This window comes from Cobetia sp. UIB-001, assembly GCF_044789135.1.
Taxonomy (GTDB): domain Bacteria; phylum Pseudomonadota; class Gammaproteobacteria; order Pseudomonadales; family Halomonadaceae; genus Cobetia; species Cobetia amphilecti.
The window spans coordinates 2,560,696-2,577,457 of the sequence record NZ_CP058244.1; the positions used below are offsets into that span (position 1 = coordinate 2,560,696).

A 16,762-nucleotide genomic window follows, 5' to 3' on the forward strand; every position below is an offset into this window, starting at 1 on the left:
GCCACTGGAGTACATCGTGCAGGATCGATAAGGAAGACAGTGGCGGGAACGCCATAGCGACAGTTGAACACGCTGGAACGATCAGGATCTGGATACCAGAGCGCCTGAAAATACTGCGGCGAGGGGGCGACTTGTCACTCCCCTGGCCGCCATGGATCTTGATCAGGGTCGAGTACTCGACCGGACACTACACAGCCCCTGCGACGGCAGAGGCTAACGAGGTCGGCATTACATGGAGTTTGTCATTGCGTTTGTGTCTTTCATGGCCGGGCCACTGCTGGTCGGCCTCGGGCTGACGCTGGGGCTTGAGCATCTGCTGCTGAAACAGATGACGTCACCGCCAGCCGCATTCTGGCGCCGCCCCGTCAGCGCCAGGCTGGCACATGTCGGGTACTGGTGCGCCAGCTGGTCACTGTGCACCTTGATCACCCAGCGCCCCTGGTTCTCGCTGATCGTCGTCAATGCGCTGTGGCTGGTGGTGCTGCAGGTCAGCCACACCAAGTACGTGTCGCTGCGCGAACCCTTCCTCAGCCAGGACTTCGAGTACTTCACCGACGCCATCAAGCACCCGCGCCTGTACATCCCCTTCTTCGGCATCGGCCTGACCATCGCCGCGACCGCGGCCGGGGCGCTGGCGATCGGTCTGGGACTCTGGCTCGAGCCCGCACTGGGCTTCTCCTCCGCCTACTCAGGCAACGCCGCTGTGTGGCTGGTGCCATTGATCAGCGTTCTGATCGGTGCGAGCGTCTTGACCTACGCCCTGGGCAACCGTCTGGCCAACAAGGTGATGCTGGCCCCTGAGTTCGACCTGAGCGAGCTGGGCATGGTGGCCTACCTGCTGGCCTATGCACGGCTGGCGCGTCGCCCGCTGACGCCGCTGCGCAATCCGTTGGAGGAGGCACAGCGCGAACTCGACGACACCTTGCGCGAACTCGATGACGAGGGCGCCACCAAGACACTGCCCCATGTCGTCAGCGTGCAGAGCGAATCCTTCTTCGATGCCCGCCGCGTCTATCCCCGGGTACGTGACGATTTGCTGCCGAACCTGGACTGCTGCCACTTCACCGCCCTGGCCCAAGGGCTGCCGTGCGGGCGCCTGGCCGTGCCGGCGTGGGGCGCCAATACCGTGCGCACCGAAACCGCCTTCCTGACGGGGCTGACCGCCGAAGAGCTCGGCGTGCACCAGTTCAACCCCTACCATCAGCTGGCGCGCCGCGCTGTGCCCAATCTGGCCGCCAGCTACAAGGCAATGGGCTATCGCACGCTGTGCATCCACCCCTACCCGGGCACTTTCTACCTGCGCAATCAGGTGCTGAAACAGCTCGGTTTCGATGAATTCCTCGACATCGCCCACTTCAGCGATGCCGACAGGAGTGGCCAGTACATCAGTGATGCCGCCGTGGCGGCCAAGGTCGAAGACTGCCTGCTGGAAGCCGGCGACACGCCGTTGTTCATCCAGGTGATCACCATGGAGAATCACGGCCCGCTGCATCTGGAAACCTTCGACAGCGCACGTCTGGCGGAGTGGTATGACGGAGACCTGCCGGAGAACTGTCAGGAACTGGGCATCTATCTGCGTCATCTGGTGAATGCCGACGCGATGATCGATCAGCTCACCACCGCGCTGGCGCGACTGCCGCGCGGCGGGCTGCTGTGTTTCTATGGAGACCATGTGCCGATCATGCCCGAGGTCTATACGACCCTGGGCGAGCCCAATGGCGTGACCGATAGCTTCATCTGGTCCAGCGCCCTGCCGGAGTCCGACGACACCGCCCGCCAGACCATGGCGGCCGTGCGCGACAAGGACCCGGAGCTGTTGGAGTGGGCCCTCGACTGCGAAGGGCCCTTCAAGACTGACGAGCAATGCCGCAAGGGCGACCCGCGCGTCATCAATATCGATACATTAGGAAGTGCGCTGCTGAAGGCGACCGCGAAACATGCTCGCCACAGTGCCGTGACTCAGAAGTTCAGGAGCTTGTCATGACCCGACGCGTTGCCATCATCGGCGCAGCCAGCCGTTTCCCCGGCACCACTCAGGCCACCCTGTGGGACGACCTCCTGGCCGGCAAGGACATGGTGACCGAAGTCGCCGACGACCGCTGGAGCAAGGAATCTCTCTCGCACCCGGACAAGAAAGCCCCGGGCATGAGCTACAGCTTCGCCGCAGGTTCACTGGGCGATATCACGGGCTTTGACCCGGCCTTCTTCGGCATCAGCCCGCGCGAAGCCGCCAGCATGGACCCCCAGCAACGCATGCTGCTGGAAATGAGCTGGGAAGCCATCGAGCACGCTGGCATCCCGGCCGAGAAGATGCGCGGCTCTCGCTGTGGTGTCTTCATGGGCGTGGCGAGTCTCGACTACTCCTACCGCATGGCGGATGACTTCGGTGCCATCGGCCCGAACACCGCGACCGGCAATACCTCCAGCGTGGCCTCCAACCGCCTGTCGTATGCCTTCGACCTGCATGGCCCGAGCCTGTCACTGGATACCGCCTGCTCCTCCTCGCTGGTCGCCTTCCATCAGGCCTGCCAGTCGATCAGAAGCGGCGAAACCGACATGGCGCTGACCGGCGGCATCAGCCTGCACCTGCATCCGTACGGCTTCCTGATCTTCTCCAAGGCCACGATGCTGTCGAAGACCGGCCGCTGCCAGGTATTCGATGAAGCCGGCGACGGCTATGCGCGCTCCGAAGGCGGCGGTGTCTTCCTGCTCAAGGATCTCGACCAGGCCATCGCCGATGGCGACCGCATTCTCGCCGTGGTGGCGTCTTCCGTGGTCAATACCGACGGCTACAAGTCCGGCCTGACCGTGCCCAATCCAGCGGCGCAGATTCAGCTGATGGAGCGCGCCTGTGAACTGGCCGGTGTGACGCCGGACGAGATCGACTATCTCGAGGCCCATGGCACCGGCACCGCGGTCGGTGACCCGCTGGAAACCCGCGCCATCGGCGCCGCCATCGGCCAGAAGCGCTCCAGTCCGCTGCCGATCGGCTCGATCAAGAGCAACATGGGCCACCTGGAAACCGCCTCTGGCGTGGCAGGCCTGGCCAAGGCACTGGGCGTGATCGCGCACCGTGAAGTGCCAGCGACGATCAAGATCCAGCGTCTGAATCCGAAGATTCTTACCGACGAGTGGAATCTGGATATCGTCACCCAACCGCGCAAGCTCAAGGCAGACGGTCGTCTGGTCGTCGGCGTCAACTCCTTCGGCTTCGGTGGCGCCAATTCCCACGTGCTGCTGGAAAGTGCCCCCGAACAGTCGGTAGCGCAACCGAGCAGTGAAGGTGAACAGACGCCGCCACTGCGCCTGAGCGCCCGTTCGCCGCAGGCGCTCAAGCACTCCGCGCTGGAGCTGGCAGAGCACCTGCGTGAGCTCGCCGCCCACGACATGGCGCCAACCCTCTACGATCTCGCCTGGCAGTTGGCCGCCCGCCGCGAGCACCATGTGCATGGTGCCCTGCTCAGCGCGGATACCTTCACCACCCTGCTAGAGGACCTCGACACCCTCGGCAGCGAGGGAGATCTCGGTGACCATCCGCGCATCACTCTGGCGGATCGTCTGTCGGCATTGCCGAGCGCCAGCGACAATGGTGCATCGCCACGCCGTGGCGCAAAAGTCGTCAGCAGCGTGCAGCAGGAGCGCGGCCCGGTGTTCGTGTATTCCGGCAATGGCTGCCAGTGGGCCGGCATGGGCCGTGCCCTGCTGGAAGAATCCGCCAGCGTGCGCGCCTGTCTTGAACGCCTCGATGTCGCCTTCCGCGACTTCAATGGCTTCGAGCTGCTCAAGGAGTTGGACGGCAGCCTGAGCGAGAAAGGCGAGAACCGCCTGGACGCCACCGAGATCGCCCAGCCGACGCTGTTCGCGCTGCAGGTCGCGGTCACCGAATGGCTGATCGAACGCGGTATCCGCCCCGCTGCCGTCACCGGCCACAGTGTCGGCGAAGTCGCTGCCGCCTGGGCCAGTGGCGCGCTGACGCTCGAACAGGCCACCTGCGTCATCTTCCAGCGCAGCTACCACCAGGGGCGTACCCGTGGCACCGGCGCGATGATGGCCGTCGGTCTCGGCGAGTGCGAGATGCGCGAGTGGCTGGAGCAGCCGCAATGGGCGTCGCTGTCACTGGCTGGCATCAATGGCCCACGCGGCACCACCCTGGCCGGCGAGCGTGAGCTGCTGGAAGCGCTGAGCAAGGAGCTCTCCGCCCAGGGCACCTTCGCGCGGGTACTGGGGCTGGATTACGCCTTCCACAGCCCGGCGATGGACCCGATCAAGCCCGGCCTGCTCGAATCCCTCGACGGCCTGACGCCCCGCGCCACCCATACCCCGTTCATCTCCACCGTGACCGGCAGCGTCATTGCCGGGGAGCAGCTGGATGCACGCTACTGGTGGGAGAACATCCGTCAGCCAGTCATGTTCGAGGCCGCCGTCACCTCGCTGGTCAACTGGCATTCCGAGGCGGAAGAGAACGCTGCCCTCGGCCGCCATCGCCTGCTGGTCGAGATCGGCGCGCACCCGATCCTGCGCAGCTACCTGAACGACATCCTCAAGGCGCGCAGTGACGAGGCGCCCGCCGGCCAGGTACTCGCCAGTCTCGACCGTCGCCATGCCGGGCTAGATGCCCTGGAGCATCTGCGCGGTCGCGTGCTGCTTTCCGGCGCCGTCGACATCACCCACCTGTTCCCGGTCGCCGGTCAGTTCGTCGAGCTACCAAGCTACCCGTGGCAACGCATCCCGTGCTGGATCCAGACCACCAGCGAAAGCCAGCGTCTGCTGGATCGTCATTACGTACATCCGCTGCTCGGCTACCGTCTCGCCCAGCAACGCCTGACCTGGGAAGCCCAGCTCGACACCCAGAAGGTCGCGTGGCTGGCCGATCACCAGGTCGGCGAGAGTGCCGTCTTCCCGGGGGCCGGCTATCTGGAGCAGTGCCTGGCCGCCGCCCACGAATGGCAGGTCGCCAGCGCCGATGCGGACAGCCTGCCCGACGTGCTGGATCTGGAAGACTTCGAGATTCGCGCCCCGCTGCTGCTCGATGACAGCACGCTGCGCCTGACCCGCCTGTCGCTGGACAGCGCCAATGGCGCCATGCGTCTGGAGAGTCGTGAGACACGCGCGGAGGATGCCGACAAGTGGAATCTGCACGCCGTGGCGCGCGCCTTCACCGCCACCCGTGGACGCCTGCTGGAGCGCACTGCCCCGATCATGCCGACTCGCGCCGCCGATTTCGGCCGCGATGAGCACGTGGCCGCTGCCGCACAACTCGGTCTGCATTACGGTCCGCATTTCCGCGCCGCCGAGCAGATCTGGGTCGACGCGGGCGCCGACCATCATGCACCGGGCACTGCGCGTCCGCAGGTGCTGGCCCGTTTCTCGCTGACCGAGGAAATGGCCAGCCAGGATGCCGACTTCCATCTGCACCCCGGCGTGCTCGACAGCGCCTTCCAGCTGTTCATTCCGCTGCTGAGCGTGCTCAAGGGCCAGATGGCGGCCAGCAATGGCATGGCCTTCGTGCCGGTGCGTGTCGGTCGCCTGCAGGTGCGTGAGCAGGTACGCGCCTCACAGATCGTCACCGCACGCGTCGTGCTGCGCTCGCGTGGCCCGCACTCCCTGTGTGCCGACTTCGAGCTGTTCGACGCCGAAGGCCGCGCCGTGGCGGTTGCCGAAGAGGCCCGCTTCCGCGCCGTACGCCTGGGACGTGATGGCACGGCACATCTGGATTACCTGGATATCGAACTGACTGCCGCCCCGCACCCGCTCACTCAGCCGTCCGCCCCGGCCTTGGATCTCGCAGGCCTGGTGAATGACGCCATGCACGCGTCAGAAGCTGCCGATGGCGGTGAGGGTGGTGAGGCGAATGTTGGTGAGAGTGTTGGTGAAAATATTGGTGAGAGCGACGCGGCCGCCAGCGCACAGACGCTGCTGGCCGACAGCCAGTGCTTCCGCGATGAGCTGGAGCCGCTGCTCGACAGCCTGATGCTCGCCAGCGTCCACGAGACCCTGCTGCGTCACGCCGCGCCGGGCGACCCGGAGCTGGCCCATCTGGATCACGAGGCACTGTCGCGCTGGCAGCGCCGTTGTCCGCTGTTCAGCCGTGCCCTGCTCGACTGGGCCGAGTCACAAGGCCTGACGGAAGCACTCGACAGCGGCGACTGGCAGATCAATTCGCTGGATCTGCCCGCCGCCAATGATATCTGGCAGCTGCTGGTACGCGACTACCCGGGCCAGTTCCCGTTGACGCATGCCGCCGGTCGCCTGCACCTGCATCTGGATGAATGGCTCAATCGCGGCATGCCCTTGAGCGGGACTCAGTTAGAAGAGCGTTCGTTGGGCGGTGCTCAGTCAGAAGGGACTCAGCTGGACGGCGCCGCTGATGAAGTGGTGGCAGATCGCGAGGCGCTGCTCTCGACGGACGCCAGTGCCGCATTGGAGCATCTGCGCCAGCCGCTGATCCCGACTCTGCTCAAGACGGCGGTCGGCAATGCGGGCTGGCAGTGGTTGAGCGCACAGCTCGATCAACGCATCAGCAGCGCGCTTGCCACTCTGCCTGCCGGCCAGCGCCTCGATGTGCTGGAGCTGGGTGCCGGCGGCCCCTGGCTGGGCCAGCGTCTCGCGACACTGCGCGAGGCGGATGCACGCAACGGTCGTTACTCAGCGCTGGATTACCGCTTCGTGGCGGCCAGTGCCGGCGCCCTCAGTGAAGCCAATCGCCTGCAGGATGACCTGCCGCTGATCGACGTGATCGCGGGCGAGGACTTCCAGGACACCGCCACGCCCCACAAGACGCAGCTCGCCATCGTGCATCTGGACTTCGAGGCACCGTCACAGGCGCGCGCGCTGCTGACAGCGCTGATCGCCCGTCTGGCCCCCGGCGCGCAGCTGCTGCTGTGTGGCTGTGAGCCGGCGGCCTGGGCCGGGCCGATTCTGGCCCTCGATGATGGTGAGCAGCTGCGCAGTCATCCGGGCATCGCGCAATGGCAGCGTCTCTTGACCCAGCTGGGCCTCGACATCGAGTCACCAGCGCCTGCCAGCGATAGCCTGGCCAGCGATCAGCTGGGTACTGAAACATCAGGCGCCTGGTGGCTGTCCGCGACGCTTGCCGCTCAGGCACCGCTTGCGGCTCTGGCACCGCTTTCAGAAGTCGCTGAAGACCAGACGGCGGCAGGTGAATCAATCGAGAGTGAATCATTGGAAGGCGAAGCAGTGGCAAGCCAGGCCGCCACGCTCTCCATCGCGTTGCTGGATTGCCCGCAGGCACCGGCGGATCAGGCACTGCTGACGCGCTTGAGCGACTCACTGGCCGCACGTGGTCATCAGGTCAGCCATCTGCGCCTGTCAGCCAGCCTACCCGCGGACGTGTCCGCATTGATCGAGCAGCTTGGCGACGTTGATCGCCTGATCGCGCTGCCCAGCGCTGCGGCGACAGCTGAGCAGAATGATACGGACAGCACCAACGCCCTCCAGTGCGCACGCCAACAGCTGCTGACACAGGTCGCCCAGGCCTTTGACAGCGCCCAGGAGCAGGACGACAGCCGTCTCGCCCCGACGCTGTGGGTGCTGACACATGACGTGGCGGCGCTGTGGCAGACAGATGGCGCCCCCGCAGCGACTCCTCCAGCGGATGCGGCCAGCTGGGGCTTCGCGCGCAGTCTGGCCAACGAGAGCCAGTCGCTGGCCATTCGCCTGCTGGATACGCCGACGCTGGAGCACGACGCCGCCTGCACGCCGGCCTTGTTGGACGCGCTGGTGCAGGAACTCGAAGCGCCGGATCACGAGCAGGAAGTGGTGCTGGATGCCACTGGCGCGCGCTTCGCGACACGCCTGCGTCAGGTGGCGGCGCCTCAACAGGCCGCTGGCGCAGAGAATGCCCGCTCGCAGGCATCTGGAACCCAGCGCCACGGCGTCAGCCTCGGCTTCAGCCAGCCCGGCCAATTGCGCAATCTGGAATGGCAACCACGCATTCTGCCCGCCGTGGCAGCCGGCGAAGTCGAAGTGCGTGTCGAGGCGACCGGCCTCAACTTCCGCGATGTCATGTACACCCTCGGCCTGCTGTCGGATGAGGCCATCGAGCACGGCTTCTCCGGCCCGAGCCTGGGACTCGAGTTCTCCGGCATCGTCACTCAGGCCGGCACCAATGCCGAATTCAAGGTCGGCGAGCGCGTGGTCGGCTTCGGCCCGGCCAGCTTCTCCGACCGTCTGGTGATCGCCGACACGGCGCTGGCCCATGTGCCCCACGGCGTCAGCCTGGAAGCCGCGGCGACCATCCCGACCACCTTCTTCACCGTCTATTACGCGCTCAAGCATCTGGCGCGGTTGGAAGAAGGCGAGAAGGTACTGATTCACGGCGCCGCCGGCGGCGTGGGCATCGCGGCATTGCAGATCGCCGAGTGGCTGGGCGCCGAGGTGTTCGCCACCGTCGGCTCGCCGGCCAAGCGCGACTTCCTCGCGCTGATGGGCATCGACAACGTCTATGACTCTCGCAGCCATGGCTTCGCCGAGGATATCCTGGCCGATCTCGCCGCACGTCAGCAGCGTGATCCGTCTGTCGATGCCCGCGGTGTCGATGTGGTGCTCAACTCGCTGGCCGGTGAAGCCATCGCCCAGAATCTACGCGTGCTCAAGCCGTTCGGGCGCTTCTGTGAGCTGGGCAAGCGCGACTTCTACGAGAACACCCCGATGGGGCTGCGTCCGTTCCGCAATAACCTCAGCTACTTCGGCATCGATTCCGATCAGCTGATGAAGGAATGCCCGGGCCTGACCACGCGCCTGTTCCGCGAGATGATGGCGCTGTTCGAGGACGGCACCCTGGCGCCGCTGCCCTACACCACCTTCGATGCCAGTCAGGTGGTCGAGGCCTTCCGCTACATGCAGCAGGCCCGCCAGATCGGCAAGGTCGTCGTCACTCAGCGCGTCGCCGAACACGCTGCGGAGCAGACAGCTAGTGCAGTGACCCGTCAGCCCGACGTGCTAACGGCCAATCAAAAGACACTGACGATCGACCCGGCGGGCAGCTATCTGGTCACCGGCGGCCTGGGCGGCTTTGGCCTGCGCAGCGCCGAGTGGCTGGCAGCGATGGGCGCGCGTGAGCTGGTCCTGATCGGGCGCTCCGGCGCGGCCAGTGAGGAAGCACAGCAAGGTGTCGCGCGTCTCGAGGCCCGGGGCGTGAAGGTGCATGCGCTGGCCTGTGATGTCGCCGATGACGCCGCGCTATCAAAGGTGTTCGCACGCTTCGGCAAGTCCGCTGACGCCAACGGCATCGCCCCGCTGAAGGGCATCATCCATGCCGCCGCGGTGATCGATGATGCGCTGATTCGCCATCTCGATGCCGAGCGCATCCAGCGCGTGATGACGCCGAAGCTGGAAGGTGCGCGCCTGCTGGATCGCCTGAGTGCCGAGCATGCGCTGGACTTCTTCGTGCTCTACTCCTCGGCCACCACCCTGTTCGGCAACCCGGGACAGAGCGTCTACGTGGCGGCCAACCACTGGCTGGAAGGCCTCGCCGCCAACCGTCGTGCGCGAGGCCTGCCCGCCACCTGCGCGCGCTGGGGCGCGATCGAGGATGCCGGCTTCCTGGCACGCAACGAGAAGACCCGCGAAGCACTCAAGAATCGCCTCGGTGGCGACGCGCTGATGGCAGACCACGCACTGGCCTGTCTCGGCGAGATGATCAGCGCAGATCAGCACGCCCAGGCACTCGGCCTGCCGGGGCGCTCGCTGGGCGTGCTGGAACTGGACTGGGGCGCGCTTGCACGCTTCCTGCCGACCGCCGCCACGCCGCGCTTCGAGGAAATCGCCCGCCGCGCCGGTGAGGATGACAACAGCCAGGCGCAGCAGGATGATATCGCCGCGGCACTGGCGGGCTTGAGCGGCGAAGCGTTGCAGACCGCTATCGTCGAGATTCTCAAGGGCGAGCTGAGCAAGATTCTGTTGATCGACGCCAGCGCCATCGACGTCAACAAGAGCGTCTACGACATGGGCTTCGACTCGCTGATGGGGGTTGAGCTGATGACGGCCGTCGAGGCACGCCTGGGGATCAGCATTCCGGTGATGATGATCAGTGAAGCCGCCACTCTGTGGCGACTGGCGGAGCGCCTGATGCACAAGATGGGCAATGCCGACGGCGAGGAGGCCGAAAGCAGCGCCGAAGACCAGGCCATGGCGCAGCTGGTGAAGCAGCATGGCGGCGAGACGGCCACGCTGACAGAGCGGGGAGAGATGGTCAGCAAGTAGCCACCAGCCCCGGCGCCCAGCCCACGCCATGATGCCGGATGGCAGGTGTGGGCTGGTGCCATGCGCCATCTTGGCGTAACGTCGACCCATTCGCGCAACGGTGACAGGTAGACGGACATCGCCAGATCGGGCCCTGACAGCAGTCCCCGCTCTCGCCAAGGCCCATGCCTCGTCAGCGCACACGATCAGCTTGAAGATACCCGACGGGCGGAGAGCCAAGGCTCTTGCGCCCGTTTTTGGGTCAGCATCACATGTGTAAGGAACTCGACTCTTGGCAACCCGCAATTCCCCCGCTTCATCCGCCAGTGACATGAAGCAGCAACTGCTCGACAAGGCGCGTGCGCGCCGCACTCGCCCGGCCAATACGCAGTCGAATGATGAGGATATCTTCGCCCACAAGAGCGCTGAACCGCTTCAGATCAGTGATGACTTCGTGCGCTTCGATCGCCAACCGGGCTATCAGCAGCTCAGCATGATGCAGCAGGCCGGCGCCGCCTTTGGCGTGCCGGAGCCCTTCTTCCGCGTGCATGAAGGCTGCGCGGGCGCCACGACGCGTATCGAGGGGCGTGAGCTGGTCAACTTCGCCAGCTACAACTACCTCGACTACTCGCGCCATCCGGAAGTGGTCAAGGCCGCGGCGGACGCTGCCGCGCACTATGGCACCTCGGTGTCGGCCTCACGCGCCGTCTCCGGCGAGCGACCGATCCACCAGCAGCTGGAAGCCGCCGTCGCGCGCACCTACGACGTCGAGGATGCGGTGGTCTTCGTCAGTGGCCACGCCACCAATGTCTCCACGCTGGGCTATCTGCTCGGGCCGAAGGATCTGATCCTGCATGACGAGTGGATCCACAACAGCTCGCTGGTCGGCGCCCAGCTGTCCGGCGCCCGCCGCATGCCGTTCGCGCACAATGACCCGGACGCGTTGGAAGCGCTGTTGCGTGCCCAGCGGGGCAAGTTCGAGCGCGTGCTGATCGTCACCGAAGGCCTCTACAGCATGGACGGCGACGTGCCGGACCTGCCGCGTCTGATCGCCCTCAAGCAGAAGTACCGCTGCTGGCTGATGGTCGACGAAGCCCACTCCTTCGGCGTGCTCGGCGAGCGCGGCCTCGGCCTGAGAGAGCATTACGACATCGATGCGCGTGACGTCGATATCTGGATGGGCACGATGAGCAAGACGCTGTCCGGCTGCGGCGGCTATATCGCCGGCTGCAAGGAGCTGGTCAGCATGCTGCGCTACTTCGCGCCGGGATTCCTCTACTCGGTGGGCATGCCGGCACAGGTCGCCGCCCCCTCTCTGAAGATTCTCGAATTGCTCCAGGGCGACGATGCCAGGCAGCGTATCGCCCGCCTGCACGATGTCTCCGGCTACTTCCTCAAGCGCGCCCGCGCACTGGGGCTCGATGTCGGCGACAGCCTGGGCGTTGCCGTCGTACCGGTGATTCTGGGTAGCTCGCTGGTGGCCGCTCGCCTCTCCAACCAGCTGTTCGAGGCAGGCTTCAACGTCCAGCCCATCCTGCACCCCGCCGTGCCGGAGAAGAGCGCGCGCTTGCGCTTCTTCCTCTCCTGCGAGCACACCGAAGCGCAGGTCGACGCCGTCCTCGACACGCTCATGCAGCAGCTGAGCAATATCAAGGCGGGTCTTTGACCAGACTGGTGAGTCAGACTTGTGAGCCAGAGTGACAAGTCAGCGCAGGAAGTCAGAATGGTGAGCCAAGGCTGATCGAGATTTCGCAAAGCCTTCACTGCTGACACACCCCACAACGAAAAACGCGGCCCTGCTTTTCAGCGGGGCCGCGTTTTTGTCACGACAAGAATCAGTGGCGGAGCCAGGCGTCAGTGACTCAAGACTGCTCTGCCATCAGTTCGCTCAGCACCTGCTCGAACACTTCCTTGGGCTGAGCACCGCTCAGGGCACTGCGGCGGTTGAAGACGAAGGTGGGCACGCTGGAGATGCCCATCTGCTTCCAGTGATTCTCATGCTGGACGACCTGCTCACGTGCCTCGGCGTCATCGAGCTGCGCTAGCCCTTCCGTAGCATCCAGCCCGACCGCAGCCAGCGAGTCCGCCATCACGGCGCGGTCTGACATGTCCTTCTGCAGCGTGAAGAAGTCCGCGAAGAACTGCATCATCAGGTCATGCTGCATGCCTTGCTCGGCGGCGTACTCGAGCAGTACGTGCAGCTCGAAGGTATTGACCATGCGCATGTCGTCGAAGTAGTTGAAGACCAGCCCTTCCTCAGCCGCCAGGTTGGCGAGGTTCTGGCGCGCCTCGACACTGCCCTTGGGTGTGGTGCCGTACTTGCGTTCAGAGTGCGCGCGCAGGTTCTCGCCATGGGCCGGCATGTCCGGGTTCAGCTCGAAGGGCTGCCATTCGATCTCGACCTTGTCTTCCAGGCCCAGTGACTGAATGGCGCTCTCGAGGCGCTTGTAGCCAATGATGCACCACGGGCATACCACATCGGAGACGATGTCGATCTTGAGCTTGTCTTGCATATCCATTCTCCTGAGCGGCGAGGCAATGCGCCTCACCGCTCGTCAATATTCGTGAGCGACTGCTCAAATTTGCGCGTACTGTAGACCTCGTGCGTGCTCAGGTCAAAGCCTCTCCAGAGTGTCGGATCGCCTGAGCGTCGAATCACCAGAGCGCCAAGCGCTGAACGCTGTCGCCTCTTCAGGTCTGATATTCCATGCAGACATCCCGATCAGTCATGCTTGCCTTGGGCTGTATCAAAAGCAGCAGGCGGCACTATCTCAAGGCGACGCTCATGGGCGCGCAGCGTGCCCCAGACGATCGCCAACCAGTAGGCGTAGACCATCACGCCGCTGGCCTGGGAGAACATCACCCAGGTCATGCCAAAGTCGAGGAAGGTCAGCGGCAGCAGTACCCCGGCGACAGCCAGTGAGCGCAATGTCAGGTCGTCACTGTCCAGGCGACGATAGAAGAGGCGCAGCGGCACCAGATAGAGGGCCAGCAATGCAAGCAGCCCCAATATCCCGCGCTTGACCCACGCATCGAGAAACTCGTTATGGGGATGTTCATACGGCTGCACATGGCGGCTCAGCTCGCCCTGTTCGATCATCGCATCACGCGCTTCGGCGTAACCTGTCTCGCCCCTGCCCAGCCACGGCTGCTCGGCAATCATCAGCAAGGCGCCTCGCCACATCTCGAGACGCGCCCCCGCCGAGGTGCCGGCATTGCGGTCCTCCACGTACTTCGTGACATCCGAGACGCCGGCTTCGACACGTTGCTGGATGCCGGTCGCCGGGGTGATCACCATCAGGGCGATCACCCCGGCACACATGAAGACGCCCAACCGCAGCACACGCCGCGAGATCACCTCACCATAACTGCGATACAGCACCCAGGCGGCAAACGGGAAGCCGATCCAACCGCCGCGCGTCCCCGACATCAAGGAGCCGATGATGCCGAACGCGCCGCCGATCAGAAGCGCCAGCAACCAATAGCGCCGCCGAGCTCCCGCCTGACTCATCGCCCAGCCAAGGCCTGCCAGACACATCAGCCCCATCAACATGCAGATATCGCCGAAGTTGATGGTATTGGTGAAGCCACCCGCACGATGCACGCCCCACACCAGCTTCTGCCACATCGCCCAGCTGCCGGTCAGCACACTACCGAGGATCAACCCGCCCCACATGGCCCCGAGCGAGGGTGGGCACGACAACACCAGCAACAGCACCGGCACAGCCAGCAACAGACGAATCGGCACGCCTGTCGTCTGCCATGCATCCCCCTGCAGCAAGATGCTTACCAGCAATAAGGCTGCGAGGCCTGCCACCACGCCGATCACCGCCAGGTCTTGCTTATGGGCGGCCCTCAACAGCACGCGCGGCTTGCGCGGCTTGCGCGGCTTGCGCGGCTTGCGCGGCTTGCGCAGCAGGCAATAATAGCCACTGATCAACACCAGCAAGGCCGGCCCCAGGCTATAGCCAGAAGGCATCACCAGGCTGAGCAAGCCGAACAGGAAGACATTGCAGGAAACGGCGCGCGAGATCATAGGGGGAAAATACGGAGCAACACCGGATGAATCCGAGCGCGCAGCAGAAGCGAATGACGGCATACCTTGCCTTCCTGATCCAAAGATGACGATGTGAACGGTGATACGGGCATCTCGGCCGAATTCGGCAGAGAGTCATCGTGAGCTTGATGAGCGGGATAGCCTGACACAACTGCCCTCCTCCTTGGCATCAGGTGCGCAGCATGAAAGTCATCACCTGCTCCCTCTACCCCGTACCCTGTGAACCCATACGAAAACGCCGCATCACGAGGATGCGGCGTTTTCGTTGGCAAGCCAGAACACAGTATCAATCGTTGCCGAACAGATCGCGGGTGTAGACCTTGTCGACCACATCAGCGAGCTCTTCCGCCATGCGATTGCTCAGGATGACGTCCGCTTCCTGCTTGAACGCCTCGAGACGTTGAGCGAGCTGGGGGCCTGCTTACTGTCGCAAGATACTCGTCAAGCGCTGTTTGAATCGGGATAAAGTCATATGTGAGTCCTGAAACGGCAAACGCCCCCGCCTTGCGGCGAGGGCTGATCGGCGTGAATGCATCAACCGATGACGTTGTAGTGCTTGAGCTGATTGACCAGCTTGAGTGCGGTCTGCTCGAGGCTCAGTTCACCCGTGTTGATCTCGATTTCCGGCTTCTCCGGCGCTTCATACGGCGAGCTGATGCCGGTGAAGTCGCTGATCTCACCGGCACGCGCCTTGCGGTACAGGCCCTTGGGATCACGCTCTTCGCAGACACTGATCGGCGTGTTGACGAAGACTTCGATGAACTCATCAGAACCAACCATGTCGCGTACGGTCTGGCGATCGGCCTGGAACGGCGAAATGAAGCTGACCAGGGTGATCATGCCGGCATCGACCATCAGCTTGGCGACTTCGCCGACACGACGGATGTTCTCGGCGCGGTCGTCTTCGCTGAAGCCCAGATCACCACACAGGCCGTGACGCACGTTGTCGCCGTCCAGCAGGTAGGTGTTGTAGCCCATGGCGAACAGCTGACGTTCCAGCGCATTGGCGGCGGTGGACTTGCCGGCACCGGACAGGCCGGTGAACCAGATGATGCACGGCTTCTGCTTGTTGCGATCGGCGCGGCGCTGCTTGGTGACCGCCATGTCGTGCCACACGATGTTGCTGGCGCTCAGGGTCTCCTTGACCATGCCCGCACCGATGGTGATGTTGGACAGGCGGTCAATGAACACGAAGCTGCCGGTATGCGGTGAACGCTGGTAGCTGTCCATGGCCAGCGGCTGGGTCAGTTCGACCTGCACGCGGGCGATGCCGTTGAGCGGGATGTTCTCCGCTTCGTTGCGCGCCATGGTGTTGACGTCGGTCTGGTGGATGATGCGACCGACGCGACCGATGACACTGGACGTGCCGAGCTTGAGCTCGTATTCCTTGCCGACGATCAGCGGGTCCTCATGCATCCACACCACGTCCGCGGTGAAGGCGGTGCACGGTTCCAGATCGGAATCTTCAGCAACGATCATGTCGCCACGCGAGATATCGATCTCGTCGGTCAGGGTCAGCGTGACGGCCTGATCCGGCCAGGCGATGTCGAGATCGCCATCGAAGGTGACGATGCGCTCGACGGTGGAGGTGCTGCCGGACGGGAGAACCTTGATCTGCTGACCCGGTGAGACGGTACCGGCGGCCAGGGTGCCGCAGTAGCCACGGAAGTTGAGGTTCGGGCGGTTGACGTACTGCACCGGGAAGCGCAGGTCGGTCAGGTTGCTGTCCTCGGTGACATCGACGGTCTCGAGGATGTCCATCAGCGGACGCGCCTCGTAGGTGGCGGCATCGTCGTACCACGGGGTGTGCTCGCTGATGGAGACGACGTTGTCGCCTTCCAGCGCGGACAGCGGCACGAAGCGGATATCAGGGACTTCCAGGTCCTTGGCGAACTCCTTGTAGTCCGCGACGATCTCGTCGAAGCGTTCCTGGGAGTAGTCGACGATATCCATCTTGTTGACCGCGACCACCAGGTGCTGAATGCCCAGCAGCGAGCAGATGTAGCTGTGGCGACGGGTCTGGGTCTGCACGCCATAACGCGCATCGATCAGGATGATCGCCAGGCTCGCGGTGGACGCCCCGGTCGCCATGTTGCGGGTGTACTGCTCGTGCCCCGGGGTATCGGCGATGATGAACTTGCGCTTGTCGGTCGAGAAGTAGCGGTAGGCGACATCGATGGTGATGCCCTGCTCACGCTCGGACTGCAGGCCATCGACCAGCAGCGCCAGATCGACCTTGCCGGTGGTGCCGCTCTTCTTGGAATCGCGGGTGATGGCGGCCAGCTGATCTTCATAGATCATCTTGGAGTCGTGAAGCAGACGACCGATCAGGGTCGACTTACCGTCATCCACGCTGCCGCAGGTGATGAAACGCAGCAGGTCTTTCTGCTCGTGTTCCTTGAGATAGGCTTCGATATTTTCCGCGATCATCGTCGACTGGTGTGACACTGTCATTCTCCCTGAACGAGGCCTGTCCGGCGCGAGCGTCTGTGGCGTGCGACG

6 protein-coding genes are annotated in these 16,762 nt (G+C 64.3%); 3 read left to right on the top strand and 3 right to left on the bottom strand.

Annotated features, from left to right (window positions below):
• The first annotated feature begins 262 nt into the window (after window positions 1–262).
• From HA399_RS10650 to HA399_RS10660, 3 genes are all read left to right on the top strand, one after another.
• Window positions 263–1,984 (top strand): LTA synthase family protein, encoded by a 1,722-nt coding sequence (locus HA399_RS10650; RefSeq protein WP_404324938.1) that lies wholly within the window; start codon window positions 263–265, stop codon window positions 1,982–1,984.
• Window positions 1,981–10,224 carry a type I polyketide synthase gene (locus HA399_RS10655; RefSeq protein WP_404324939.1) on the top strand — a complete coding sequence of 2,748 codons (8,244 nt, stop codon included), beginning with the start codon at window positions 1,981–1,983 and terminating at the stop codon, window positions 10,222–10,224. The genes HA399_RS10650 and HA399_RS10655 overlap by 4 nt, the downstream gene beginning before the upstream one ends.
• Before the next feature lie 310 nt (window positions 10,225–10,534).
• Window positions 10,535–11,869 (top strand): aminotransferase class I/II-fold pyridoxal phosphate-dependent enzyme, encoded by a 1,335-nt coding sequence (locus tag HA399_RS10660; protein ID WP_404326962.1) that lies wholly within the window; start codon window positions 10,535–10,537, stop codon window positions 11,867–11,869.
• 196 nt (window positions 11,870–12,065) lie between these two features.
• Here the strand turns inward: HA399_RS10660 and HA399_RS10665 are convergent, their stop codons facing one another.
• The 3 genes from HA399_RS10665 to cysN form a co-directional block, all read right to left on the bottom strand.
• Complete coding sequence (locus HA399_RS10665; protein ID WP_054557317.1) at window positions 12,066–12,716, bottom strand: DsbA family oxidoreductase; 651 nt, start codon at window positions 12,714–12,716, stop codon at window positions 12,066–12,068.
• Between the two features lie 209 nt (window positions 12,717–12,925).
• Window positions 12,926–14,302, bottom strand: coding sequence for an O-antigen ligase family protein (locus HA399_RS10670; RefSeq protein ID WP_404324941.1), 1,377 nt, complete (start codon window positions 14,300–14,302; stop codon window positions 12,926–12,928).
• A 492-nt stretch (window positions 14,303–14,794) separates the two neighbouring features.
• A complete protein-coding gene (gene cysN, locus HA399_RS10675) occupies window positions 14,795–16,714 on the bottom strand; it encodes a sulfate adenylyltransferase subunit CysN (protein WP_404324942.1) in 1,920 nt (639 codons plus the stop codon).
• Window positions 16,715–16,762: the final 48 nt, after the last annotated feature.